This window comes from Flavobacterium sp. CFBP9031, from assembly GCF_034044945.1.
GTDB lineage: Bacteria > Bacteroidota > Bacteroidia > Flavobacteriales > Flavobacteriaceae > Flavobacterium.
Genome location: NZ_JAXCWF010000004.1, coordinates 185,814 through 210,089, shown reverse-complemented (window position 1 = coordinate 210,089; position 24,276 = coordinate 185,814). Strand labels below are relative to the sequence as shown.

Genomic DNA, 24,276 nt, shown 5'->3' with positions numbered 1-24,276 from the left:
AAAAGTACTTTGTAATTCAAAGTTTTTAGATAAAAAAATAGAGTTATTTAAGATTTCATTAATTTTTCCAGATAGGATAAGTGTTCTTTAAAGGCTGCGCGCCCTAAATCGGTAACCTGATACGATGTTCTAGGTTTTTTGCCCACAAATTCTTTCTTAACTTCGATATAACCGGCTTTTTCAAGTGCAGACGAGTGACTTGCTAAGTTACCATCGGTGATATTTAAAAGAGTTTTCATTTCGGTAAAATCTACCCAATCATTGACCAGCAGAATAGACATAATACCTAATCTGACACGACTTTCAAAATCTTTATTTAGTTTATCAATGATTCCCATCTGGCTGGTTTATTTGTATTTTTTGAACATCACTAATCCGTATACAATATGTAGGATCCCGAATCCGATAATCCAGAAAATCAAACCATATCCTATATTAAAAAGTGCAATACATCCTAAAATCAGTTCCGAAAAACCTAGATATTTAATATCTGAAAATGTATATTTTTCTGCGTTTATAACGGCTAATCCGTAAAATATTAATGTCGATGGCGCCACTAAACCAAAGTATCCGTGGTATATTAATGCTAAACAAAATACGCCTCCAACAAAAAGAGGAACTGCTAAATTGAATAACATTTTTTTTGTTGCCGAAGTCCATATTGGTAAATTGTACTTTCGGCTTTTTCTGATGGTGAAAAAGATTCCAAAAACAAATGCGCAAGCTAAAATTAGAACTCCGATCCAAAATAATTCTGAAACTAAATTGGCTGAATACATTCTGTGCTCGTCCGTAAAATAATCTAGTCCGTTTGCTTTAAATAACTGATAAACGTACATACCACCAATCAACGCAGATAAGCCTGCAAAAACGCCTGATAGTCCGCTTAATGATATAAATCGTGAAGAGCGCTCCATCATGGAACGAATATGTGCTAAATCTTCTTGGTGCTTTTGATTCATAATTAAAGTACTTTGCGTTACAAAGTTATTATTTATTTTGAATTGACAAATAAAAAAAGTGATTTTTTTATTTAAGTAAGACCTAACAGGTTTTAAAAACCTGTTAGGTCTCTCCGTAAAGTTGCGTGAGGGATAGGAGCTGGCTACCGAAGTAGCGCGGATAGCCCGACCCCGACCCGTTGAGAGGGCGCATAAGCGTAAAGTATGTTTGCCCTTTCAACGGGTCGGGGTCACGCCCAAATTATAAAAACAAAAAGCCCATTCTTAACGAACAGGCTTTTACTATTTTGAAATTTTGAATTAAAACCATCTTCTTCTTTTGAATAGAAGAACTCCGAAAGTAGATAGAATTATAGAGACTAAAAGTAGAATCCAGATTCCGTACTTACTTTCTTCTAGGCCGTTTGGCACGTTCATTCCGTACAAACTGGCGATTAGGGTTGGAATCATTAAGATGATCGAAATGGAAGTCATCTGTTTCATGATTGTATTCATATTGTTTGAAATTACAGAAGCGTAGGCATCCATCATTCCTGTTAAGATGTTGTTGTAAATATTGGCTGTGTCTTGGGCCTGATTTAATTCGATTTCGACATCTTCTAATAATTCTGGGTCGTAATTGGCTTTGTGGGCTTTTAGATTTTTAATTCTTTGAAATAAAACGTCATTTGCTTTTAGGGAAGTGATGAAGAATACAAAACATTTTTCGATTTGAAGCAAGGCTTGCAATTCTTCATTTTTGATCGATTTCTCTAAGTTATCCTCGGCAAGTTTTATTTTATGATTGATTTGTTTTAGATATTTCAAATACCAAACGCTTGACGACAAAAGCAATCTTAGTACAAGGTTGAAATTGTCTTCAATTTCGATGTTTTTACGTTGTGAATACGACACAAAATCGGCAATGATTTCTGTTTTATAAAAGCTGATGGTCACACAGATATCATCTTTAAAAATGATTCCGAGAGGAACGGTATGAAAAGGAATTTTGATATCGCCACTTTTAACTGGAATACGCATAATGATAAGTGTCCAGCCGTCTTCGATTTCGATACGGGGTCTTTCGTCGATATCCTCAATATCATTGTAAAAAGCTTCAGGAACCTGAAGTTCATCCACTAAATAGTTTTTATCTGATTCTGTTGGAGATTCGATGTGAATCCAGCAATTTGAAGTCCATTTTTGGATTTCTACCAATCCGTTGTTGTTTGTGTAAAAGGCTTTCATTTCAAAATACAGGTTTTTAGCGCAGCATTTTGAAAATTTCAAAAGCTGCTTTAATTAAATACTAACGAATAATAATCGTCCATTTGGAGAAGTGTTTTTTAAGTGGTGCAAAAGTATCCTTTATTTTTAAGAACCAAAACTTTAAACTATTAATTATATATTAAAAAGACAAAGCCCGTTCGATCGAACAGGCTTTGCAACTATATTTTGACGCAATTTTTATTTATTTCTTGCGCTTCTTATTTTTCTCGCTAAAAGAGTATTTTTAAGCAACATTGCAATTGTCATTGGCCCTACTCCACCTGGAACTGGTGTAATAAACGCAGCTTTTTTGCTTACTCCGTCAAAATCAACATCTCCTTTGATAACGTATCCTTTTGGATTTGATGCATCGTCTACGCGCGTAATTCCAACGTCGATAACGGTTACTCCTTCTTTGACCATATCGGCTTTTAAGAATTCTGGAACTCCTAAAGCTGTAATAATGATATCGGCGTTTTTAGTGAATTCTGCTAAGTCTTTTGTACGGCTGTGAGTTAGCGTAACTGTAGAATCACCTGGATTTCCTTTACGGCTCATTAAAATACTCATTGGACGTCCTACGATATGGCTTCTTCCAATTACGACTGTATGTTTTCCTGCCGTTTCTACTTTGTAACGCTCTAGCAATTCCATAATACCGAATGGTGTTGCCGGAATAAAACTTTCCATTTCAAGAGCCATTCTTCCAAAGTTAGTTGGGTGAAATCCGTCAACATCTTTGTCTGGATCGATTGCTAATAAAATTTTTTGCTCGTCGATATGTTTTGGCAAAGGCAACTGAACGATGTATCCATCAAGATTATCATCTTCGTTCAATTCTTTAATTTTAGCCAATAATTCGTCTTCTGTAATCGTTTCTGGTAAAGCAACCAAAGTTGAATCGAAACCAATCTCTTGGCATGATTTTACTTTACTTCCTACGTAAGTTAAACTTGCTCCGTTATTACCTACTAAAACGGCTGCTAAATGAGGCACTTTTCCTCCAGCTACTTTTATTGATTGAACTTCGGCTGCAATTTCGTTTTTAATGTCGTTAGATGTTTTTTTACCGTCTAGTAGTTGCATTGTGTGTTGTTTCAGGTTTTAATTTTTGTTTCAAGTTTCAAGTTTCACGTTATTGTTGAAACTTACTATTTATTGAATTAAAAAAGTTTCAAGTTTTGGTTTCTTAACTTGAAACCTTAAACTTGAAACTCTTTTTATTATTTCGGCATTCCTCCTGGCATACCACCCGGCATCCCTTTCATACCTCCCATCATTTTCATCAGATTTTTTCCGCCTGGGCCTTGCATCATCTTCATCATCTTGCTCATTTGGTCAAACTGTTTCATCAGCTGATTTACTTGCTCGACTTTAGTTCCCGAACCTTTTGCGATTCTGGCTTTTCTTTTTACGTCGATAATCGCTGGTTTGCTTCTTTCTCCTGGAGTCATCGAATAAATGATCGCTTCGATATGTTTGAAAGCGTCATCTTCGATCTCAACATCTTTCATGGCTTTTGAAGCACCTGGTATCATTCCAACCAAGTCTTTCATGTTACCCATTTTCTTTACTTGTTGAATCTGCGTTAAGAAGTCGTCAAATCCGAATTCGTTTTTAGCGATTTTCTTTTGAAGTTTTCTTGCTTCTTCTTCGTCAAATTGTTCTTGAGCTCTTTCAACAAGAGACACAACGTCTCCCATTCCTAAGATACGCTCTGCCATACGTTCTGGATAGAAAACATCAATTGCTTCCATTTTCTCACCAGTACCAACAAATTTAATTGGTTTGTTTACAATCGATTTGATTGAAAGTGCAGCTCCACCACGAGTATCACCATCTAATTTCGTTAAGATAACTCCATCAAAGTTTAAGATATCGTTGAAAGCTTTTGCTGTGTTTACAGCATCTTGTCCTGTCATAGAGTCGACAACGAACAATGTTTCTTGTGGCTGAATTGCTTTGTGAACACGAGCAATTTCGTCCATCATTTCCTGATCTACGGCTAAACGTCCTGCTGTATCGACAATAACAACATTGAATCCGTTTGCTTTTGCATGTTTAATTGCGTTTTGAGCAATTTCTACAGGATTTTTATTTTCTGGCTCAGAGTAAACCTCAACACCTATTTGGTCTCCCACAACATGCAACTGATTAATCGCCGCTGGACGGTAGATATCACACGCTACAAGAAGTGGTTTCTTGTTTTTCTTTGTTTTTAAGAAGTTAGCTAATTTTCCAGAGAAAGTCGTTTTACCAGAACCTTGAAGTCCTGACATCAAAATCACTGTTGGATTTCCTGAAAGGTTCACACCAGCAACGTCTCCACCCATTAATTCAGTAAGTTCGTCTTTTACTAACTTAACCAATAGTTGTCCTGGCTGTAATGTTGTTAATACATCCTGACCAATTGCTTTGTCTTTTACTCTAGCGGTAAAATCTTTAGCAATTTTAAAGTTAACATCGGCATCAAGTAATGCACGACGAACTTCTTTTAAGGTATCGGCAACGTTTACTTCTGTAATTTTACCGTGTCCTTTTAATATATGGAACGCTTTATCTAACTTATCACTTAAATTATCAAACATATCATTTTCTTTATATGAAGTGCAAAGATAATCTAATTAGATATTTCAGGCAATTTTTATTTAAGCGCAATTTAAACGCAAAGTGCGCGAAGGTTTACGCAAAGAACGCTATGTTTTTTTGCTCGCAAAGTCGCAAAGTTTTTTCACGCAGATTTAAAAAGATTTAAGCAGATTCGCGCAGATTATTATTATTTAAAATCTAAAAAATAAAATCTAAAAAATAAAATCTGCTAAAAAATCTGCAGAATCTGCGTGAAAAAATCTTTTCAATTCTTTAATCTGTGGCAAAAACAAAAAAAAGCGCAAAGAATAAAACCTTTGCGCCTTTGTGCCTTTGCGGCCATATCTTTTTAGAACTGGAAGTAAATGAATGGCTGCGAACCAGCTACTGCGGTTGCGTAAACAATCCAATAAACAAATCCCAGAATTATTGCTTTTACTAATAATGGCGTTTTATCGAAAACAGATTTCATTCCGTTTGTGAATGAATCTGGCAAGAAATGCCAAACATAACCGAACAGCATCAATCCGAAAACATTTTTATAACCTAATACAATTGTTTTCCAAAGTTCTGGTTCGAATGTTAATTGACCAATATTATTAATTACTTGCAAGGCTGTTTCGAAATCTCTAGCTCGGAAGAAAATCCAACAGAAAACCACAAAATGGAATGTGATTACGATTGAGAAAAATCTCCACAAGAAATTTGGACTTTTGTCTTTCTTCGAAGGAAAAAATTCCATAAATATTTTATGAACTGCCAATGCTAATCCGTGAAGTGCTCCCCAAACGATAAACTGTGCTCCTGCTCCGTGCCACAAACCTCCCAAAAGCATCGTGGTAAACAGATTGAAATTGGTTACCAAGGTTTGTTTTATTTTGCTTGACAATAAAAATGACAAAGCGAAAATTAAAATACTGACTCCTGCAATGATAAGCGGAATTATACTTTCATTATAACAAGACATTCCCCAAAGCAATAATCCGAAGAAAAATAAACTTGGGAATAAATATCCTGCGAAAGAACCTTCTCTGTTTCCTCCAATCGAAATGTATAAAAAGTCTTTTAACCAAGTCGAAAGCGAAATATGCCATCTTCTCCAGAAATCGGTAATCGAAGTCGATTTGTATGGAGTTCTAAAGTTGACTGGCAATTTAAATCCAAGCAATAACGCAATACCAATTGCCATGTCTGAATATCCAGAGAAATCACAGTAAATCTGAATGGCATATCCATACGAAGCCATTAAGTTTTCGAATGAAGTATAACTCATTGGCGTGTCAAAAACACGGTCAACAAAGTTTACTGATATGTAATTTGAGATTACTGTTTTTTTGATTAAACCTCCAATAATTAAAAATAGAGCATTGTTTACATCTTCTTTAGTCAAGTTTAATTTTTGATAAATCTGAGGCAAGAAGTCTTTCGCACGTACAATTGGTCCAGCAACTAATTGCGGGAAAAACGAAACGAAGAATAAATATTCGATGTAATTTTTTGTCGGTTTAATTTCTTCTCTATAAATCTCAATAATGTAACTCATGGATTGGAAAGTATAAAACGAAATTCCAACAGGAAGAAAAACATTGTGAAGTGCAAAATTACCATGAAACATATCATTGTAAGTTACAATCAAAAAATTCATGTATTTAAAATAGCCTAAAAGCGCTAAATTCAAAATAACACTTATTACCAAGTAAAATTTCTTAACGCTGTCTCTGCTTTCTCTGTAAATGATTTGGCTCAAACCATAATCTACAACAGATGAGAGCAATAACAACAAAAAGTAAATTCCGCTCGATTTGTAGTAAAAGAATAGTGAAAAGAGAATAACATAAGTTAATCTCAAATAAAATGTTTTGCGTAAAAAACCATACACAAAATAGAAAACCAGAAATAAACCTAAGAATAAACCGGTATTGAATAAAAGTTTTTCGTCTTCATTATAAACGAACCAACTTTTAACTTGCTCTATTGTAATTGCACCAAAATTTTGAATAAACCAATTATTAATGCTATCTATTGTTGTCAACTTACTTCTTTGATTTAAAATTATCGTATGATCTTAAAAACGCCTGAGTAAACAAATCTCCTTGTTTCTCGTATCCTTTTTTTGAGTAATGAACCCAATCGGGTCCTATTAATCCTTGTACTTTTAATTGTTTGATGCCGCTCATTCCGCCAAACTCATCGTATAAATCCCAGACGGCAAGATTTTCTTTCTGAGCTATATTAAGAATTTGTTTAGCATAATCATCAATATAGGTATTTGGTTTTCTTCTTAGCAAAGATGGCGGCGGTGTCATTACAATGATCGGCGCATCTATTTTCTGTGCTCTTATATTGCTTATAAATTCTTTTAGCTCACGAATGTATTTTTCTGGATCTAAATGATCATAGCTTTCATTTGTTCCTAAAGAGAAAACCAGTAAATCTGGATGCAACGATTTTAATTGCTCAAAGAATAACGGATATTTATTGTAATCTGAATATTTAGCTCCGTTAACTCCAATTCCGCTGTAAATAATTCCGGGAGTGTCTTTTTCTAAAATAATTCCGTTTAACTCAAAATCCTTTGCTTCTTTGTTCGGAATCAAGAAAATTCGGCTCAAAGCATTTTCAGAATTATAATAGTGCGAATACGAATCAGATTTTACTGCTAAGGGAACAAATTCTGACATTGAAATCGTCTTTTGTCTCGTTTCCTTTGTGGCAATTTTTAAGGTTCTTCCCGCTCTGATATTATTAGACTTTAAATGATTGTCTCTTTTAATTTCTGTAATCGAAACATTGTATTTGTCTGCAATTGTACCAAGCACTTCGCCTTTTTTAATTTTGTGCGTAATAACTTTTGGCTCCGTTGTCTGAATAGAATTGATTTTAGACGAGGTTGCCAAATCAAACATATCCTGATTTTGAGGCGTAATTATTTTTATTGTATTGAATTTGTAAGCCAAATCTTTTACGTTCATTTCCATTACAAATCCGCCAGAATCTCTCCAAAGTCCTATTCCGCTTAACCCAATCGGACAATTCTTAACTGGGTGAATGTTTCTGTAACTTTCCCAAGTTCTGTTCGATTTGAAACGTTCGTTATAAGAACCATTTGTTTTAGCTAATTGATACGGAAATATTAAACCGCGTCCTGCATTACCAAATTTCTGCTGCAGTTTTTTTCTGATCTCATTAGTCATCAAATCACCTTGAATATGAGAATCTCCGATATGCACAATATTGATTTTTTGACTCTTCTGATCTTCGTTCTTTTCCAGTTTCTGAAAAAAATCATTTAACGCTTTTGCATTATAAATTTGACCATCAGAAGGAGCATCAATTATTGCTGTATCTGCTTTTTGAATCATACTTTTGGGTGTTGGATGTACATCTGTTTTTGGAGTTTTTTCATTTGTTGCAAAAAAAAGACAACAAAAGAAAAAAATAAGTTTGTTTATCATACACTATCTTTTGTTACTGAAACGGAATCGGGTCTGGCTTTTCTTACTGGTTTTGGCTTAGTTCCTTCAGCATCTCTTTTTTCTCTGAGCACTTTATATTCTTCGTATCCTTTATTCAATTGTCCGTATAGCAAATTACCAATTGCTTTTGCACCACGTTGGTTAAAGTGGGTATAATCTTTATTTGCTTTTGCAGGAGTTTCATCAACCCATTTAATCATAGAACCATCTCCTCCCATCAAAGTATATAAATTCACAAATCCTGCCTGCGCTTCCAACGCATAGTGTTTTTGTGCTTTCATTAATGGAACTACAGCAGAATCGGTCTTCATTTCTAAATCATATTTTGTCGATTTATCGGCAGTAGAAACAATCAGGATTGAAACTCCTGGAAACGATTCTTTAATTTTATTTACGGTTTTAGTCATTCCTTTTTCATACCAAGAATAATTTTTTGTTCCGTAATTTAAAACGTTCGTTCCGTAATGCAGAATAATCAAATCGTATTTCAGACTATTATTAAAAGCTCTCATTACATCTGCATTGAACATCGAAATTGGAAGTCCAGAATTTCCTCTCTGCGAGAAATTATCAACGTGAACTCCGCTTCCGTTATCAAAATTAAATCCGTAAATCGGAATAGAATCCGCCTGAACAAAGTTTGCCTTAAAAGCTTTTAAACTTCCAGATGAAACTTTTAGTGTGTTCACTAAACTATTTGGCGAAAGATTTTTCTTGATGGTATCTTTTCCGATAATGAAATTAACTTTTCCTGTTTTAGACGAGCGACCGTAAAATAAGGTTGCATTATCTAAAGAAGTAGAATATTTATTAAGTCCAGCTTCGTACTGAACCCAAGTCGAATTGGCTTTATCATTTGCAAAAAACACATGTCCGTTAACTCCAAAAGGACTTGTGGGTCTTTTTACATTTAAGTAAGACTGTGTTTTCCAGTTTTTAGAATAGCTTGATTTTACAGAACCTCTCGAAGCAGCAGATTCTGAAGTAATAGAAACGAATCCAACTCCATTTCCTCCAAATCGCTCCTGATAATTGGTACGAACGTCTTGCACGATTAAATCTCCATCGGTCATAGAATCTCCATAATAAGCAATTCTAACCTTATTCTGAGGGTTTTTTTCTAACTGATACAATTTCTCATAGAAAGAAATTAGGTATTGATAACCTTTGTAGTTTTCAAATGTTTCGGCTGGAAACTCGATTCCTTCGGTTTCATCAAAAACAATTTTTTGCCCGTTTAGTGCTTGCTCACTTTTTGCAATACTGTCTTTGTCTAGCGATAGAGAATCTTCGGCAACAGATTCCAAAAGCAGACTGTCTATCAATATATTTTTAGAATCTAATTTAGTCTCAGAAAATATTTTGTCTGGAAGAATTTGCTTAAACCCAATAAAAGCAACCAGCGCTAACGCCACGATCGCAAAAGACTGAAAAAAATAAGATTTTGTATTCACCTAAATAATTATAAAATATGAAGAACTGCATTCAAAAATTAAACCAATTAAATAATGGTTAACTTATTGCAGAAAAAATTTGTGCAAAGATAGAATAACATTTTGTTTCTGTTTCATTTTAACAAGAAAGTAGAACAAAAAAAAGAGGTTAGAAATTCTAACCTCTTGAATCAAAAAAAAAATAAAAAAAACAAAGCTAATGATTAACTAAATTTTAATGCCGAAGCATTTTTAAGTTAAAATGAAATATTCTTTATAATCTTTAGATTTTTTCATCTATGAATTTATTTTAAGATCGCATATTGGAATGTTGGATAACCTCTTTCTCCAGCGGCATTTAAACCAGCTGTAAATCTTACTTTATAAACATTTCCTGCTGGATCTTTAACCACATAGAAACGATCTGATCTAGCTGCAAATCCCGAAGTTGGATTACCATTTGCATCTGTTCCTGAAACAGTTCCTCTCCAGTTTGAACCAATATTTCTTTGATCCTCTGTAAATTTAGAATTATCAACATTTGCCAATGTAAAAGCATCATATGTAAAAGCTGATGTAAGCACCTGATATGCTTTTGCACCACCTTTAACGTTATTTAAAACGAAGTCTGCAAAATTATATGGCACTAAACCTGTTCCAAAATTAGTTGTATTAGTAAAACTTGTGAAGCTGATATCCCATTGTGCTTTCTGAGGCTCAACACTAACTGTTTTCTTGTCTAACAAACTTAAGAATGTAAAGTTATAAGCTGCATTTTTAGTAATAGTAATTTCATTATGAGTAGTTGCAGCAATATCAGCGTACTGAACTTTATAATCATTTCCACTTCTTAAGATTCTAACTTTTTTCCATCCTCTAGAAGGTCCATTAGCAGTGCCCTCATTTCCAGTTTCTGGTTTAGTTGTCGCTGGGTTACTTCCCATGTTAATCACATAAACTTTATTTTCACTGTCTGTCGCCGAGATAGCTGCAATAGTAGTTTTAGTAATATCTCCAGCTGGATCGTCTACTTGAGTTGTACTACCAGATCCTTGATTGAAAATCATAGTTGCATCTTCCTCCTGAACTTCATCGATATTTGTACTCGCAGTTTGTTTAGCAGACATTTTCACTGTATGATTTATTATAACTCTAAAATCTGTTCCAGAATAAAACCCTAAATCCCATGAAACTCGAGGAACAGCAGTCATTTTTCCACTACTTAAATCAACAAAAACTTGATTTGGTTCAGTAGGACCTCCAACTTCTGGAGCCAATGCATTTCCTAAAGATGCAGTTTCGTTAAAATTTACCTGAATTGATTTGTTTTCAGAAATTACAGCATTGATACTTACACTACTGATTGTGAAAACCACATTTTTTACTTCACCTTCAATAGCTTCTTTTAGTTTCTTGAATGTAAAAGATACCGTAGATACATTTTTTTCAAAAGGAACTACAACTTTACTTGCGGCGATAGCTGGTGTAGTACTGTAATCTGTACCATTTGCAACTGCGGTTTCAGTATAAGTTAAAGTTAGTGATCCAGCAGCAGCTGTTGGAGATGCAAATTTAATTTCGATCGGAGTAGTTTCCGCGGATAAGTTTAACGATGTAGAAGCAAAAGCCACAGCATTAGCTTGAGCTACTTCATCATCACTGCTACAAGCTCCAAGAGCAAGCAATACAAACGATAGTATTAGAATAAAGTTCTTTTTCATGGTATTGATTTATTAATTAAAATTTAGATTATATGAAAGTTTTAAAAAGTAAGATCGGCCGTATCCTAACATCATGTCAGTACTTGTGCCGCCACCGTGTGCTCCTCCAGAAGCATCTCCTCCTCCGTTTTGAACAGACTGAAGATTCGTAACATTAAATAGGTTCCTTGCTCCAACTGTAACTTCAAATTGATTTTTAAAGAATGATTTTCGAACTGAGGCATCCATCCAGCTGTACGGCTGTAATTCACTTAAAAAGAAAGCGGCTTTTCCATCCGCACCAGTACCAGCAACATATTGCTGCTGCTGCCCATTATATTTATAAAAAACTGCTAACAAAGCATTCCACTTAGGGATATTGTAGGAGATACTTGAATTCAATCTGAACGAGTAGAAAAATTTATCATCAGATACTAAGTTTTCAGCCGCTAGGTCAAGTCTTCTTGAAATCCCTACTACAGCCGCCCCTAGCATTACATTCCAATTTTTATGGGTATATTGTTCAACTGTTGAAATGTTCCACATCTTATATTTATTGATATTAAGATATTTATAATTCCAGCTAGGAATAGTCTGCGTTACTACCATATCAATTCTATCATCAACATCTAAGAAAGTAACCGCTAAGTTGTTCGATATCTGAGCTCCCGAATCAAAACTACAGGCTCTCTTAAAACTCACTTCATACGAAGTACTATTTTCAGGAATCAAATCTGGATTTCCCTGCATATTATGATTAGAGTCAACAAAATAAGTGTATAATTCATCAAAATTCGGAGTACGATAAGATTTACCTAAAGAGGCTCTTGCCTCGAGTCCCTTATCAAAGAGATATCTTAAACCCAATGAACTTGCATATTGATTTTCGAAAGCAGATTGAAATGAAAATCGAAGCCCGGGACGAATAGAAAATTTATCATTTACACTTATTTCAGCAACCGAAAAAATATCATAATTCTCTAGCCTCTTTCTAATATCTTGTCCTACTTGATTATCGTCTCTAAAAGCCCCAACAGATGAATCATAAAATCCGTTTTCATTAGTAATTTCATACCCGAGTTGAAAATCTACTTTTTTATTATCAAAGAAATTACTTAGAGTACCAGTAGAATAAAATACTTCTTTTGACTGATAAGTATCTCTTTCATTATCTACTTCCTGTTTTGTATCTAATTGATAAACAAACTTCTCTAAATCACGTTCTTGTTTCTGTTGAGAAACTGAAACATTATATTTTAACTTTGAAAAAAGATTTCCACTAGCATTTAAATGATGGTAATAACGATTGGTAATATATCTTTTATCTCTTGAGAAATAAGTATCTGCAAAGGGATAATTATCCTGTATATTTATTAATGGATTATAATAATGTACATCTTCACCATAATAATCAAATTTGTAAAAAATCCTGAAGGCATCTTTTTGATAACCAAGAATTGCATTACCTACCAATTGTTCTTTCGGCAACTGTGTATATCCTCTTAATCCATCATTAACATCATAATCTTTTCCTTGCCTGTTATCATAAAAACCTGCCATTGCATTACGATTTCCTCCAATGTTTACAAACCAATTTTCATTGAAGTTATGCCCAATTTTAACTGATTGAATATGACGACCCTGATCAAAAAAGGCAAATTCTTTCCCAACTGTTTCTTCCTGAATAGCGGCGCTAATCTGCCATTTATAGCCTCCACCTTTTTTAGTAATAATATTTAAGATTCCTGTTACGGCATTTGCTCCGTGAGTTACTCCCATAGATCCTTCAATGATCTCTATTCGCTCTACATCATCAAGATTGACCTGTGTTAAATCAACATTTGTCCCCATTCCTGTATCACTCACTAAGGGTATATTATCAACCAGAATCTTAAAATATTGTGCATCCAGTCCAAACATTGAAACCTTAGAACGTCCATCATCACCATTAGATGTTACACTAATATTTAAATACTGATTCAAGACATCTACTAAATTATTTGCCGCCAGCTGTTTTATGTTTTCTTTCGAAATTACACGCACATTAAAAACAGACTTCTTTATAGATTGTGGTTCAAACTGTCCCGTAACAACAACCTCGGAAAGCTTTTCCTTAGAAGCAATAATATCTTTCTGCTGAGCAAAAGAATATGTACAAAATAGAAATCCAGCAAAAAGGGTAATTTTAATTTTCATTATTTTTATTCAGTCTTAATAATCGGTGCAAATATATAACTATTTTTAATTGTTCTAAATTAAATTTATATATTTGCGAAAAATTTAAAAACAAAACAATAAGTTATGATTTCAAAAAGCCTTTTTCTGTCAGCCGCTTTGGCTTTAACATGTGGTCTTGGTTTTAGTCAGGACAAAAAACAACAAGACATTAAGTCAATTAAATCAATGTGTGGTTGTTACGAAGTGAAGTTTAACTTCACAGAAACATTTTCATATCCAAAAGACACTCTTACTTATAAGCCGTCAGAGACTAAACATGAATCTGCATTAGAATGGGTAGAGTTATTAGAAGATACTCCAAACAAAATTGTAATGCAGCACTTATTGATTGTAAGTGACGATATGATCATCAAACACTGGAGACAAGATTGGCTATACGAAAACACAGACTTATACTCTTTTGACAAAGGCAATACTTGGAAATACAAAAAGTTAGACAAAAAAGCGGTTAAAGGACAATGGACTCAAAAAGTATATCAAGTAGATGATAGTCCAAGATATGAAGGGTCTTCAACATGGGTTCACGTTGACGGGCAAGATTATTGGGCAAACGTTGCTGATGCACCGCTTCCAAGAAGAGAGCAAACAAAACGTAACGATTACAATGTATTAAAAAGAAGAAACATTCATGAAATTACTTCTACAGGATGGAATCATGAACAAGACAATGACAAATTGGTTCGTGACGATGCTGGAAAAGATGTTTTGTTAGCACAAGAAAAAGGATTTGACGTTTATACTAAAGTTCCAGATGTTAAATGTCTAGCAGCTCAAAAATGGTGGAAAGAAAATAACGCGCTTTGGAAAAACGTTCGTGACAAATGGCAGACTCTTTTTGACAGACACCAAGATTTAAACTTAGAGGCAAAAGTTGACAGAAAAGCACTTTACTCTCTTTTATTTGATTTGAAACCAGATACTGCAAAAGCAGAAACAGATAAAATCATTGACAAATTTGTTAAGTAATTAGAATTAGTTGTTAATAAAAAATCCGGAAGTTTATAAGCTTCCGGATTTTTTTGTTTTTTAATTTTTATTATAATGGATTTTGTACAATTAATGGATTGGCATCAATTTCTGCTTTAGGAATTAGCCACTGCCATCTTTTATCTGCAGGGCCAACACTTAAAACTCCATTTACAATACTTGAATCATGATTTGCACCAGTTCTATCTAATGATGAATTTGTTCTCTTCAAATCATAGAATCTAAATCCTTCACCCCATAATTCAATTCTTCTTTGTAAAAGTATTTCCTCAACTAAGGCTTGACCAGTGTTACTAGACAAAACATAAGCAGGATCTCTCGTTATCTCAAAGTCAAAAAGCACATTTGCTGCAGTAGCATCTCCAAGTCTGGCTTTAGCTTCAGCCTCTATCAGATACATTTCGGCAACTCGCATATATGGGACATCACATCTACTATCTCCTGTACTTATTGCTAAAAATTTCTGGCTAGTATAAGGAAATTTAGCATAATTCGAAGGCAATGAAAGAGCTGTATGGTTTCCTGTTTTATCAAATATTTTAGAACGAACATCCGTTTGTGGAATTACATTATACAATTTACTATTAATTGCTTTTGGGCAAGAACGTATAACAGTTGAGTTGTAATTTCTTGACATATATGCTCCAAAGTTTCCAAAATAATCAGTTTGAACTTCATTTATATGACTTCCCCACATCCATTCTTTATTAGAGTAATCATTAAATCCCGTAACATAATCTGATGCAGACATTAGCGTTTTTCCCATTCTCGCTTTGTTCGCATAATTTGCTGCTACTGCCCAATTCCCTTGAGTTAAAGCAACTCTTGCTTTCAGACCTTGTGCTACTTTTAAATCAAGATGTGAATTGTTGGGTTTTGTGTAATCAGCTAGCAAAACATTTGCTTCATCTATATCCTTATTAATTTGCACATATACTTCTTCTACTGTTGAACGAGGAAATTTATCATTGCCAACAGTCAAAATAATAGGAACACCAAGCTGAGAATTATTATTTCCGTTTATATATCTTTCTCCAAAAAGCTGAACCAACTGATAATGACAAAAAGCTCTATAAAGTAAAGCCTGTCCTTTTACAATTTTCTTATCTGCATCAGAACCTATGGACACATCTGCTGCATTTATAATAGTATTTGCATTTCTAATTATTCTATAATAAGTTCTAAACTGGAATCTTAAATCCTGAGAATTCTCATTAGAAAATGCTGCCCAGTTATAAACTTGCAAATACCAGCCATTAGTAACAGGGAAAACAATGTCATCACCAGCAATATCTATCTGCTGCATCAAACTGCCTAATCCATTTTCATTTTGATTTCCTTCATATCTTATATATAAGGATCTGTGAATACCATTCAAAAGAGTCATTAGGTTTTCAGTTGTTTTTGTTGCTCCTTCATAATCCACAAATTCTGTTGGCTTTTTATCTAGAAAATCATCCGAACAAGATCCAAAAATAATTATGCATACAAATGCAAATATCAATTTTATATAATTTGATTTCATAATGTTAAAAATTTAAATTCAGACCTAATGTTATTACTCTAGATGGTATATATCTATTTTGCGTTGTACCGTTAAAAGTTTGTGTAGGATCCATTCCCTGACGTTTTGTAAACAACAATAAGTTTTCTCCATTAATATAAACAGAAGCATTATCTATCTCTAACTTTGAAATAAACTCTTTTGGCATTTTATAAGATAAATTAATCTGTCTTAATGATAAATAATCAGACCCTTTTAACCATCTGTCTGAAGCGGCAGAAGATTGAGTATTTCTATTTACATCTAATCGTGGTACATCTGTAATATCTCCAGGTTTTTGCCACCTGTTCAATATATCAGTACTAAATGCTGATCCGTAATTATTCCCAGTGTGCATTAAAACAGCATAATTTGTATCATACATTTGTCCTCCTATTTGGTAAGTACAAACAATATCTAATTGAAGACCTTTGTATTTAAATGTATTTCCAAAGCTTCCAAATAAATCTGGAATTGCTGAACCAGCATAATGGTATAAAGCTTTATTCTGGTCTGTAGTTACATTCACTCCATTCACAACTCTTATCGTACTATCTCCAGAGTTCACAAATTGCGGATTAGCTACATATAAAGCATAGCCATCTGCTGGATCCACACCATACCAATCTCTTAGCCAATAATCGTAAATTGAATGCCCTACTGAAAGTTTCTTAGTCCCATCAATAATTTCCCCTTGTGGCAGCTTTGTAATTTTATTATTGATAGTTGATGCATTAATATTTAGGTTCCAAGAAAAATCATTTGTTTTGATAATTGCACCATCTAATGAAATCTCAATTCCTTTATTTACCATTGAACCTATATTTTCCATTCTATTATCCAGGCCAGATGATAATGGATTTGGAACTGCAAAAATTAGCCCATCAGTATTTCTATTATAATACTCAACACTACCTTTTAATCTATTTCTAAATAATCCAAACTCTACTGCAATATCTTTCTGAGTATTGACTTCCCATTTTAGATTAGGAGCTCCTGCAGCGTAAATTAACACACCGCCTTCTGTTCCGTTATCATATCCTAAACTATAAGTATTCTGACTAACGTAATAATTCAAGCCATTAATTTGCGAACCTGCATCATTTGTATCACTAATAGTATGTGAGTCATTTCCAACTTCTCCAATAGATGCTCTTAATTTTAAGTCATTAATCCATGTTTTTTCTTTTAAAAAATTCTCTTTAGAGATTACCCACGCTCCCCCAAAAGACCAAAAATTTCCCCATCGATTATTTTTAGCAAATTTTGAAGATCCATCTCTTCGTAACGATGCAGAAAAAATATATTTATCATCATAGTCATACCCAACTCTAGAAAAATATGATTCGGTAGCGTAATTTCTCGTATAAGAATTCAAACCTGTTGTAGTCGCATAATTAACAAACTCTATAATCTCTGGAGCTACCTGACCGGTTTTAGTGCCCGTAGTCCAATTTCTTTCATAATCGAAACTTTCATGACCTAAAAGTGCAGTAAAATTATGATTGCCAACTTTTTTAGAATAATTAAGCAACTGATTATATGTAACTCCTGTTAAAATTTTATCATCCTTTCCAATTAATCCTGTTGGCGCCCCATCTCCAATTAAAGTATTATAAGAATAGGTTCTATTAGAATATGTTTTATCGATTGAGGCATTTGTTGTGAACTTAAAATCTTTGAGAAAAGTTATTTCGAAATATGTTCTTGCAGAAAGCGCTAATCCTTTTACCACATCAGTATCATTTAAAGTTTCATAAACAACATTTCGTCCATTAGAAGCACCCGACCCCCTAGTTGTTGAATAAACTCTATCGCCATTATCATCAAAGACATAATCTCCATTGGCGGTATGATCAAAAACTGGGTAAATAGGCCCCATCGTTCTTATTGTTCTAAATGGGTTTTTGAAAGAACTTGTATTTTCTACACCATCAGTTCCTAATTTAGAGTTAGTTAAAGCTCCTGAAATGTTTACTCCTGTTTTGAACCAATCTTTTAGACTTGTATTAAGATTTAATCTTCCTGTAGTTCTTTCGAAACCTGACTTTTGTATATATCCTTCTTCATTCAAATAACCGAGAGAAGCGAAATAATTTGATTTCTCCGATTTTCCTTGATAAGAAAAATCTACATTTTGGCGAACTCCAGCTCTTTCCAATTGTTTTTCCCAATTCAAATCTTGTGGATAAAGCAATTGAGCATTTGGATTTAATTTTCCATCTGTTCCAACAATACTATTTGCAGGAACATTGAATGGATTTGTAACTAGAACAACTGGCACTCTTGTGGAAGCATAAGCATTAGCTGCATCAATTTGAGATTGGTTTGCCATAGGACGACTATTTCTAATCGCCTCCCATTCTAGAGGATAATAATCAAAAGCATTCACTCTTTCGTAATCCTTAATTGAACGAGAAGTCATTCCCGTACTCATATTTAATGAAAACTTATCTTTTGATGACTTTCCTGTTTTTGTAGTGATTATAATAACTCCATTTGCAGCTTTTGAACCATAAAGCGAAGTTGAAGAAGCATCTTTTAGAACAGTTAGACTTTCAATATCACTTGAATTTAAGCTGCTGATATCTCCTGCATAAGGAACTCCATCAACAATATAAAGTGGAGTATTTGATCCATTTATAGAACTAAATCCACGTATTCTTACTTCTGGTGCAGCCCCAGGTTGACCAGCCGAACTTTGAATTTGTACTCCTGAAGAACTACCTTCTAAAACAGATAAAGCATTCGTTAAAGGTCTATTCTCAAGCTGTTCTGATTTAATTTGAGTTGCTGATCCTGTATAAGAACTTTTTTTTGCTTTTCCATAAGCCACCTGAACCACAACTTCTTCTAATTGTTCTCCACCTTCCTGCATTTTAATATTTATAGAAGATGAATTTCCAACGGTAACCGACTGATCTTTCATCCCCATATAAGAAAAAACCAGAACATCTCCTGTTTTTGCTTTAATCTTGTATTTTCCATCAAAATCGGTTTGAACTCCATTGCTAGTTCCTTTTACCATAACATTCGCACCTGGAATTGGTCCGCTTCCATCTGATACAATTCCTGAAATTGTTTTTTCTTGCGCAAAAAACAATTGAGCAGTCAACAAAAACACAAGAATTGCAAATCCTTTAAATTTTCTTTTCATTATAGTTTATTTGAATTAAGGGGCGCAACTTATAAAATTAAATTAATTTTAACAAGATTTTACATTCATTTAACATAATTTATTATAAAAATAAACTTACAAGTTTTTTTGCAACAAACAAAAAAACCACCTATCTCTAGATGGTTTTAATCCTGTATCATTTATACTAAAAGCTTACTAATTCAAAATAGTTAAAAAACGAATATTAGGAGATATCTTAATGACTATGCAATTAAATACTGTGAAATATGATACAAAACTAATAAAGAGTCAAACTGTAAATATTACCGGATAAGCCAAAAAAGCAATAAAAAAAGCCAATAGTTCAAAAACTATTGGCTTTAAATTTCTTAAACTTTAATTCTTACATTCTCTCTGGAACTTCAATTCCTAATAGTTGGAATGCAGATTTGATTACTTCGGCAACTTTTTGAGAAAGCTGCACTCTGAATATTTTTTTAGTTAAATCAACTTCTCCTAAAATATGAACTGATTGGTAAAAAGAGTTATATTCTTTTACTAAATCGTACGTATAATTAGCAATTAATGCTGGACTATGATTCTGAGCCGCATTCTGAATTACTTCTGGGAAAAGTTGGATTTGTTTTACCAATTCTTTCTCTTTTTCATGCAATTCTTCGATTTCAATTTTATTAGAAAAATCAAAATCGGCTTTACGGATTATTGACTGAATTCTCGCGTATGTGTATTGAATAAAAGGTCCTGTATTTCCAGCAAAATCGACAGATTCTTCTGGATTAAATAAAATACGTTTTTTAGGATCTATCTTTAAAATGTAATATTTCAAAGCTCCCAAACCAATTGTTTTGTACAACTTTGCTTTTTCTTCGGCAGAATAGCTATCCAATTTCCCTAAATCTTCTGAGATTTGTTTGGCAGTATCGGTCATATCTTGCATCAAATCATCAGCATCTACAACGGTTCCTTCACGGCTTTTCATTTTTCCAGATGGCAAATCAACCATTCCGTATGACAAATGATATAAAGTTGAAGACCAATCAAAACCTAATTTTTTCAAGATTAAGAATAAAACTTTGAAATGATGATCTTGCTCGTTTCCAACTGTGTAAACCATTCCCCCAACATCTGGCATGTCTTTAACACGTTGAATTGCGGTTCCGATATCTTGTGTCATATAAACCGCTGTTCCATCAGAACGTAAAACGATTTTTCGGTCAAGACCTTCATCTGTCAAATCAATCCAAACAGAACCGTCTGGATCTTTTTCGAAAACGCCTTTATCCAAACCTACCTGAACAACATCTTTTCCTAAAAGATAGGTATTGCTTTCGTAGTAATATTTATCAAAATTAACTCCAAGATTTGTGTAAGTTGTTGCGAAACCTTCATAAACCCATTCGTTCATTTTTTTCCAAAGCTCAATTACTTTTTCGTCACCAGCTTCCCATTTCTTAAGCATATCTTGCGCTTCGATAATGATTGGAGCTTGCTTTTTGGCTTCTTCTTCTGTTTTTCCAGCTTCTATTAAACCGTTAATTTCATTTTTGTAAGCTTTATCAAACTCTACGTAGTATTTACCTACTAGTTTGTCCCCTTTTAAACCAGATGCTTCAGGCGTTTCTCCGTTTCCGAATTTCTCCCAAGCCAGCATTGATTTACAGATATGAATTCCTCTATCGTTGATAATTTGAGTTTTATACACTTTTTTACCAGAAGCTTTTAAAATCTCTGCAACAGAATATCCTAACAAATTGTTACGAACGTGACCTAAGTGCAAAGGTTTATTAGTGTTTGGAGAAGAATATTCTACCATAATTGCTTTCTCTGCCGGATTTGGAGCTACAAAACCAAACTGTTTTTGATCTTTTATTCCGTTAAAGAAATTCACATAATAACTGTCTGAGATAACAATATTCAAGAAACCAGAAACTACATTAAAGCGAGCAACCTCAGAAACATTCTCAACTAGATAATTTCCAATTTTATTTCCTAATTCAACCGGATTACTTTTAATCACTTTTAGCAAAGGGAAAATTACCATTGTAATATCTCCTTCAAACTCTTTTCTAGTAGTTTGAAACTCGATTTTATCAACAGTAACATCAAATAATGCTTGTATTGCTTTTTGTATAGAAGGTGTAAGAATTTGTGATAATGACATGTAAACTTATTTTAAAGTGAGCAAAGATACTGCTTATTCATCAATTAGAGAAAATCAAAAACATATTAAATTCAGAAAAAGAGTTTCAATTTGACAAAAAAGCGCATTTTTTAATTGTTAAAATTATCAAAAAATCAAAACCGTAATCTCTTACAAAACAGTCCATGAGAAAAAAAACACACTTTTTTATTTAATTTCTTGTAACATATCAACTGTAAAAGAGTCTTAATAGAGACTCTAATTTTTTAAGGTCAAGAAAAAGAAAAAAAGAAAAAACTAACAAAACGAAATCATCATCATCAATCAAATCAAAAATAATCAGTAAAAAAATCATGAAATTAAAATTCTTTCTGTTTGCGTTATTAGGTATAATCGCAACTGCACAGGCCCAGAATACTGGAAGTATTACTGGAAAAATTACAGAAAAGTCGAACAACTCGCCGATTTCTTATGCAACGGTTTCGCTTAAAGAAAATGGAAAAGTGGTTTCTGGAGTAAATACAGACGATAACGGGGACTATTCATTTAAAAACATTGCTTTAAAAAGTTACACTATCGAGATTCAATATATTGGATTTAGAAAATATATCGGTTCTGTTCTTTTGAGCGAAAACAAAAAAAGTGCCACTTTAAATGTTTCTCTTGAAGAAGAAGCAACGCAATTAAAAGGGGTTAACATTATCGCAGAACGTTCTACAATCGAACAAAAAATTGATAGAAAAGTAGTTAACGTTGGTAAGGATTTGACAACTGCTGGAGCTTCGGCATCTGACATTATGAACAATATTCCTTCTGTAAATGTGGATCAGGACGGAAAACTTTCACTTCGCGGAAATGATAATGTTCGTGTATTAATTGATGGGCGTCCGAGTAATATTGACCCTGCTCAATTGTTAAAACAAATTCCGTCAACTTCTATCAAGAAAATTGAATTGATTACGAACCCAAGTGCAAAATATAATCCAGAAGGAATGTCTGGAATCATTAATATCATCTTACACAAAAATGCAAACACCGGTTTTAATGGAAGCTATAGTGGTGGTATTACTTTTGGTAAAACGGCAAAATACAATCAATCTTTAGATTTAAATTACAAAACAGGGAAAGTAAATTTCTTTGGAAATGTGGGACAAAACTTTGGAACTTACCAAAACACAGGATTCATCCAAAGATTTGATCAAGATATAGTTCAAAATATAGCTGTTTTGAATGATAATGATTCTTACTTATACAAAATAGGAATGGATTATTTAATTGATGATCATAACACCTTGTCTATCTACACCAATCAAAACAAATCTAACGGAAAAGGTTTTGTAGACACTGATATTGATTACAATAATGTAACCGGTTCTGATATTTCTAATATCTTTCAGAAATCAAGCTATTGGGGGCCTGATAGAGTTGGAACATACAATTTGGCATACAAACACATCTTTAAAAAAGAAGGTCACACTTTAGATTTTGAAGCAAATTATAGTGATAATAAAGAAACTCAAAATGCTGCTTTTGACACTAAAACGACCAAAATTGACAATACTGCTTCGGGTATTGTATATAATGATTTTCTGCAAGGAACTAGAAAGTTAAGTACTGTAAACGTAGATTATGTTAATCCGTTAAACGAAAAAACAACCCTTGAAGCTGGAGCTGAGGCAAGAATCACGAGAACAGATAACGATTATGTGACTGGAAATCCTTTGTTACCAGTAGCAGATCAAACGTCTCATTATACGTATGACACAGATATTTATTCTGCTTATGTAACATTTGGACAGAAATACAAAAAGTTTAGCTATCAATTGGGTGCGCGTTTTGAAAGCTATAAAGTACAAGCTAACTTAAATTATGGCCAAACTAAATTTGATGATGATTATATTACATTGTATCCATCAGCATATTTAACGTATAATTTGAATGAGAAAAACACGTTGCAGTTTAGCTACAGCCGTCGTGTAGACCGTCCGAGTTTAGAACAGACAAAACCTATTCGTGAATTTGCTACTCCGTTAGTTACTTCATTAGGAAATCCTGAATTAAGACCTCAGTTTACCAACTCAGTTGAAGTAAATTATACTAAAACTCTTGAAAAAGGAAGTTTTACAACTGGAGTTTTTGTGAGAAGTATTAATGACCAAATCAGCAGAATTTTATATCCTGATCCAGCAGATCCGAGCATGGAAAAACAAATCATGAGTTTTACCAACTACGATCACAATACAGCTTACGGATTTGAAGTTTCTTTTAATTATAAAATCACAAAATGGTGGGATATCCAGCCATCGATTGATTTCTCAAGTATTAATCAGCAAGGTATTGTATTCCAATACGATCCTGCAACAAATACAAGTAATCCAATCGATAGAAAAATTACTGTTGCCGCTTTCAACGGACGTATGAACTCTAATTTTAAAGTAAACAAACGTTTAAGTTTCTTAGCTTTCGGATTCTATAGAGGTGCTACAGACGGACTTCAAAACAACAGCCACGAAATGTATAAAATGGATATTGGCACACGTTACACCTTGTTGGACAACAAAATGAATTTAAGCGTTCGTTTCAATGACGTTTTCAATACAATGAAATATGCTTTTGATACCATGTATCCTTATCCTCAAGCAGGTCAGTTTAAATGGGAGAGCCAAACGGTTTACTTTGGTTTGACTTATAACTTTGGAGGTGGAAAAATCAAAAATTTACAGCGTAAACAAAGAGATGACAATACCAACAAAGGCGGGGGCGGAATGTTCTAATCTTGTCTGAGAAAATTTTTTAAATAATTTTTTGAATAATTTCTTGT

The 24,276-nt window shown here is 33.5% G+C and carries 15 protein-coding genes; 2 read left to right on the top strand and 13 right to left on the bottom strand.

The genetic code is table 11. The annotated features are described in order from the left end of the window. Positions 1-47: 47 nt before the first annotated feature. From SOM12_RS08685 to SOM12_RS08640, 10 genes are all read right to left on the bottom strand, one after another. Positions 48-338 carry a winged helix-turn-helix domain-containing protein gene (locus SOM12_RS08685; protein ID WP_095952248.1) on the bottom strand — a complete coding sequence of 97 codons (291 nt, stop codon included), beginning with the start codon at positions 336-338 and terminating at the stop codon, positions 48-50. A gap of 9 nt (positions 339-347) precedes the next feature. After that, positions 348-962, bottom strand: a complete 615-nt coding sequence (locus SOM12_RS08680) for a hypothetical protein (RefSeq protein ID WP_320493088.1) — start codon at positions 960-962, stop codon at positions 348-350. A 300-nt stretch (positions 963-1,262) separates the two neighbouring features. Continuing rightward, positions 1,263-2,189: a magnesium transporter CorA family protein gene (locus tag SOM12_RS08675; RefSeq protein WP_095929404.1), complete on the bottom strand. Its 927-nt coding sequence runs from the start codon at positions 2,187-2,189 to the stop codon at positions 1,263-1,265. A 219-nt stretch (positions 2,190-2,408) separates the two neighbouring features. Next, positions 2,409-3,296, bottom strand: a complete 888-nt coding sequence (locus tag SOM12_RS08670) for a bifunctional 5,10-methylenetetrahydrofolate dehydrogenase/5,10-methenyltetrahydrofolate cyclohydrolase (protein ID WP_095929403.1) — start codon at positions 3,294-3,296, stop codon at positions 2,409-2,411. A 137-nt stretch (positions 3,297-3,433) separates the two neighbouring features. Next, complete coding sequence (gene ffh / locus SOM12_RS08665) at positions 3,434-4,798, bottom strand: signal recognition particle protein (RefSeq protein ID WP_095929402.1); 1,365 nt, start codon at positions 4,796-4,798, stop codon at positions 3,434-3,436. Positions 4,799-5,148: 350 nt separating this feature from the next. Then, complete coding sequence (locus SOM12_RS08660; RefSeq protein WP_095929401.1) at positions 5,149-6,831, bottom strand: MBOAT family O-acyltransferase; 1,683 nt, start codon at positions 6,829-6,831, stop codon at positions 5,149-5,151. A 1-nt stretch (position 6,832) separates the two neighbouring features. Next, positions 6,833-8,161: a GDSL-type esterase/lipase family protein gene (locus SOM12_RS08655; RefSeq protein WP_320493086.1), complete on the bottom strand. Its 1,329-nt coding sequence runs from the start codon at positions 8,159-8,161 to the stop codon at positions 6,833-6,835. Positions 8,162-8,250: 89 nt separating this feature from the next. Continuing rightward, entirely contained in the window at positions 8,251-9,729 is a 1,479-nt protein-coding gene (locus SOM12_RS08650; RefSeq protein ID WP_320493085.1) for an SGNH/GDSL hydrolase family protein, read from the bottom strand. Positions 9,730-10,013: 284 nt separating this feature from the next. Continuing rightward, the gene (locus SOM12_RS08645) at positions 10,014-11,429 is read right to left on the bottom strand and encodes an HmuY family protein (protein ID WP_320493084.1); all 1,416 of its coding nucleotides are present in this window, start codon (positions 11,427-11,429) and stop codon (positions 10,014-10,016) included. Positions 11,430-11,441: 12 nt separating this feature from the next. Continuing rightward, the gene (locus SOM12_RS08640; RefSeq protein WP_320493083.1) at positions 11,442-13,604 is read right to left on the bottom strand and encodes a TonB-dependent receptor plug domain-containing protein; all 2,163 of its coding nucleotides are present in this window, start codon (positions 13,602-13,604) and stop codon (positions 11,442-11,444) included. Positions 13,605-13,709: 105 nt separating this feature from the next. Here SOM12_RS08640 and SOM12_RS08635 point away from each other — a divergent pair, with 105 nt between their 5' ends. Further along, positions 13,710-14,612, top strand: a complete 903-nt coding sequence (locus SOM12_RS08635; protein ID WP_320493082.1) for a DUF6607 family protein — start codon at positions 13,710-13,712, stop codon at positions 14,610-14,612. Between the two features lie 70 nt (positions 14,613-14,682). Here SOM12_RS08635 and SOM12_RS08630 read toward each other — a convergent pair whose 3' ends face one another. The 3 genes from SOM12_RS08630 to argS form a co-directional block, all read right to left on the bottom strand. Next, positions 14,683-16,158 carry a RagB/SusD family nutrient uptake outer membrane protein gene (locus SOM12_RS08630; RefSeq protein WP_320493081.1) on the bottom strand — a complete coding sequence of 492 codons (1,476 nt, stop codon included), beginning with the start codon at positions 16,156-16,158 and terminating at the stop codon, positions 14,683-14,685. A 4-nt stretch (positions 16,159-16,162) separates the two neighbouring features. Next, the gene (locus tag SOM12_RS08625; RefSeq protein ID WP_320493080.1) at positions 16,163-19,333 is read right to left on the bottom strand and encodes a TonB-dependent receptor; all 3,171 of its coding nucleotides are present in this window, start codon (positions 19,331-19,333) and stop codon (positions 16,163-16,165) included. Positions 19,334-19,697: 364 nt separating this feature from the next. Then, a complete protein-coding gene (gene argS, locus SOM12_RS08620; protein WP_095929393.1) occupies positions 19,698-21,476 on the bottom strand; it encodes an arginine--tRNA ligase in 1,779 nt (592 codons plus the stop codon). Positions 21,477-21,808: 332 nt separating this feature from the next. Between argS and SOM12_RS08615 the strand changes: the two genes are divergently transcribed. Further along, a complete protein-coding gene (locus SOM12_RS08615) occupies positions 21,809-24,229 on the top strand; it encodes a TonB-dependent receptor domain-containing protein (RefSeq protein ID WP_320493079.1) in 2,421 nt (806 codons plus the stop codon). The last annotated feature ends 47 nt before the right edge of the window (positions 24,230-24,276 follow it).

Coding starts and splice junctions, on each gene's coding strand:
- SOM12_RS08670 (WP_095929403.1), bottom strand. CDS start 3,296: ATGCAACTACTAGACGGTAAAAAAACATCTAACGACATTAAAAACGAA.
- SOM12_RS08645 (WP_320493084.1), bottom strand. CDS start 11,429: ATGAAAAAGAACTTTATTCTAATACTATCGTTTGTATTGCTTGCTCTT.
- SOM12_RS08685 (WP_095952248.1), bottom strand. CDS start 338: ATGGGAATCATTGATAAACTAAATAAAGATTTTGAAAGTCGTGTCAGA.
- SOM12_RS08635 (WP_320493082.1), top strand. CDS start 13,710: ATGATTTCAAAAAGCCTTTTTCTGTCAGCCGCTTTGGCTTTAACATGT.
- SOM12_RS08615 (WP_320493079.1), top strand. CDS start 21,809: ATGAAATTAAAATTCTTTCTGTTTGCGTTATTAGGTATAATCGCAACT.
- ffh (WP_095929402.1), bottom strand. CDS start 4,798: ATGTTTGATAATTTAAGTGATAAGTTAGATAAAGCGTTCCATATATTA.
- SOM12_RS08655 (WP_320493086.1), bottom strand. CDS start 8,161: ATGATTCAAAAAGCAGATACAGCAATAATTGATGCTCCTTCTGATGGT.
- SOM12_RS08680 (WP_320493088.1), bottom strand. CDS start 962: ATGAATCAAAAGCACCAAGAAGATTTAGCACATATTCGTTCCATGATG.
- SOM12_RS08630 (WP_320493081.1), bottom strand. CDS start 16,158: ATGAAATCAAATTATATAAAATTGATATTTGCATTTGTATGCATAATT.
- SOM12_RS08640 (WP_320493083.1), bottom strand. CDS start 13,604: ATGAAAATTAAAATTACCCTTTTTGCTGGATTTCTATTTTGTACATAT.
- SOM12_RS08625 (WP_320493080.1), bottom strand. CDS start 19,333: ATGAAAAGAAAATTTAAAGGATTTGCAATTCTTGTGTTTTTGTTGACT.
- SOM12_RS08675 (WP_095929404.1), bottom strand. CDS start 2,189: ATGAAAGCCTTTTACACAAACAACAACGGATTGGTAGAAATCCAAAAA.
- argS (WP_095929393.1), bottom strand. CDS start 21,476: ATGTCATTATCACAAATTCTTACACCTTCTATACAAAAAGCAATACAA.